The 2,094-nt window shown below is 72.8% G+C and carries 1 protein-coding gene; it reads right to left on the bottom strand.

Annotated features, from left to right (window positions below; genetic code table 11):
- Positions 1 to 34: 34 nt before the first annotated feature.
- The coding region (locus H5J30_RS29280; protein ID WP_181790291.1) for a glycoside hydrolase family 31 family protein at positions 35 to 2,094 on the bottom strand (2,060 nt) is incomplete at its 5' end.

Genomic DNA, 2,094 nt, shown 5'->3' on the forward strand with positions numbered 1-2,094 from the left:
GACGGCGACGACCGCCCGCTTCACACGCGGACGCTCACGGCCCCCCGCCCACCAGCCGGTAGTCGTGGCCCGCGCGCAGCGCGAACCCGACCGCGCCGGTGACGGGGTCCACGGAGAAGTCGACCGCGCGGGAGGCGGTCGTGTCCAGCACCTTCAGCGACTTCGCGGACCAGCCGGCGTTCGCGTTCACGATCCGGGACGTGCGCTTCCCGTCACCGTAGCTGTACACCGAGTCCCGCGTCACCGGGAATACCTGCGCCCGAAGCCGCTCCGACGAACCCGCCGCCACACGGCGCACCAGCACGCCCTTCCCGCCCGCGAACGCCGGCACGTCGCCCCGGGCCACCTCGTGGTCCGCGAGCGTCACCGGGCCCTCGTGCCGCTCGCCGGTGTTGACGTCGATCCACGTCCCGGCCGGCAGGTACACGTCCCGCCCGGTCGCCGTCGCGAAGTCCGACCCCCACACCGGCGCGGCGAGCAGCGACTCGCCGAGCATCCACTCGTACCGCCGGGTCGACTCGTCGACCAGCCCGTACGTCCGCTCGTCGGCCGGATACGCCAGGTGCAGCGGCGTCATCGCGTACGGGAAGCCGGAGGCGTGGCCGTCGAGGACCGCGTCGTAGATGTACGGGTGCAGCGAGTCGTGCCACAGCGCCAGCTTCTTGGCGTCCGCGGCCACGTCGTCGCCGAACCGCCACGGCCCCTGGCCGAAGCCGAGCACCGGGGTGAGCGCGTTGAACTGCACGTTGCGGGCGAAGTACGCGCGGTACGCCGGGTCGGTCGGCTCCGCCTTGCCGGGGGTGCCGCCGACGAAGTCCGGGTAGAGGTTGCCGTACCCGCTGGCGGCGATGTTCAGCAGGTTCACCGGCATCCGGTCGGGGTCCTCGTGGTACACCGCGCCCGTGCCGTAGATCGTGTCGTTGATCCGGGCCCAGTCGCCGGGCAGCGAATAGGCGGTGTTGCGCACCATCACCGCGTCCCCGGCGTCGTGCAGCGCCTTCAGCAGCGCGTTCCAGTTGCCGTCGCGCCACAGGTCGGGGGTGTACAGCATGGTGTCCTCCTTCCAGCCGTCCACGCCCCACTTGCGGGTCTGCACCACGTACCAGTCGACGGCCCGCGGATTCCGGCCGTCCAGCACGTACGACGCGCCGGAGGGGAACTGCGCCCTGGTGACCTTCACCGGCTCGCCGTCCGCGTCGGCGAGCAGATAGCCGCGGCGCCTGGCCTCCTCCATGAACCCGGCGTCGGTGACCGGGTTGTGGTTGCCGCCGTCCTCCCGCGCCGCCTTGAAGTTGTTGCGCGCGCCGAGGAGGAGCGCCACGTCGTTGCTCGCGAAGAGCCGCTTCAGCGCGTCGGGGTCCGGATAGCGGGGGTTGGGCAGCCCGTCGTCGCGGCCCGCCTCGGCCGTGTCGTCCCACATACCGAAGGAGTTCGTGGTGCCCTCCGCCGGGTTGCCGCGCTCACCCGGCCAGAAGCCGGAGCCGACCACGCCCCAGCCCAGCGGGTAGCCGCGGTCGAGGAAGTCCCGCACCGTGGTCTCCACCGACGACTGGTACGTGTTCCAGCCCAGGGCCCCGTACGCCTCCCAGCCCAGTTCGAACATCCGCGGCCGCGGCCGGACGTCCGCGTAGCCGGCGGCGTGCCGGGCACGGCGGTAGTCGGCGTAGAGCTGCTTGACGTCCGTGGCGAGGAAGTAGTGCAGCCCGTCGACGCCGGCGGCGCCCGCCACCCCCAACCGGTTCTCCGTCTCCGTCAGCCCGACGCGCTTCTGCCCCTCGGCGAACAGCACTTCGGCGAAGCTCTGCCGGGGAAAGACCGCGAACGCGGACACGAAGCGCTTGCAGGAGCCCTGGTTGGTGACGTTGTCCAGGACCAGCCCGGTCAGCTCCGCCCGCGGACGCGCCTCCACCTTGCCGCTGCACGGCGTGCCCGTCTCCGGCCGGCCGTCCCCGAACGAGCCGTGGTCGCCGAGCCCGTACGCCGGGCCCACGTGCCCCGTACGCAGGTCGACGGTGCTCGACGCGGGCAACCCGGTCACCGCCACCCCCACCGAGCGGGCCCGCGGGCGCAGCACGACGCGCACCGGGCCGCCGT

This window comes from Streptomyces phytophilus, from assembly GCF_013870535.1.
Taxonomy (GTDB): domain Bacteria; phylum Actinomycetota; class Actinomycetes; order Streptomycetales; family Streptomycetaceae; genus Streptomyces; species Streptomyces phytophilus.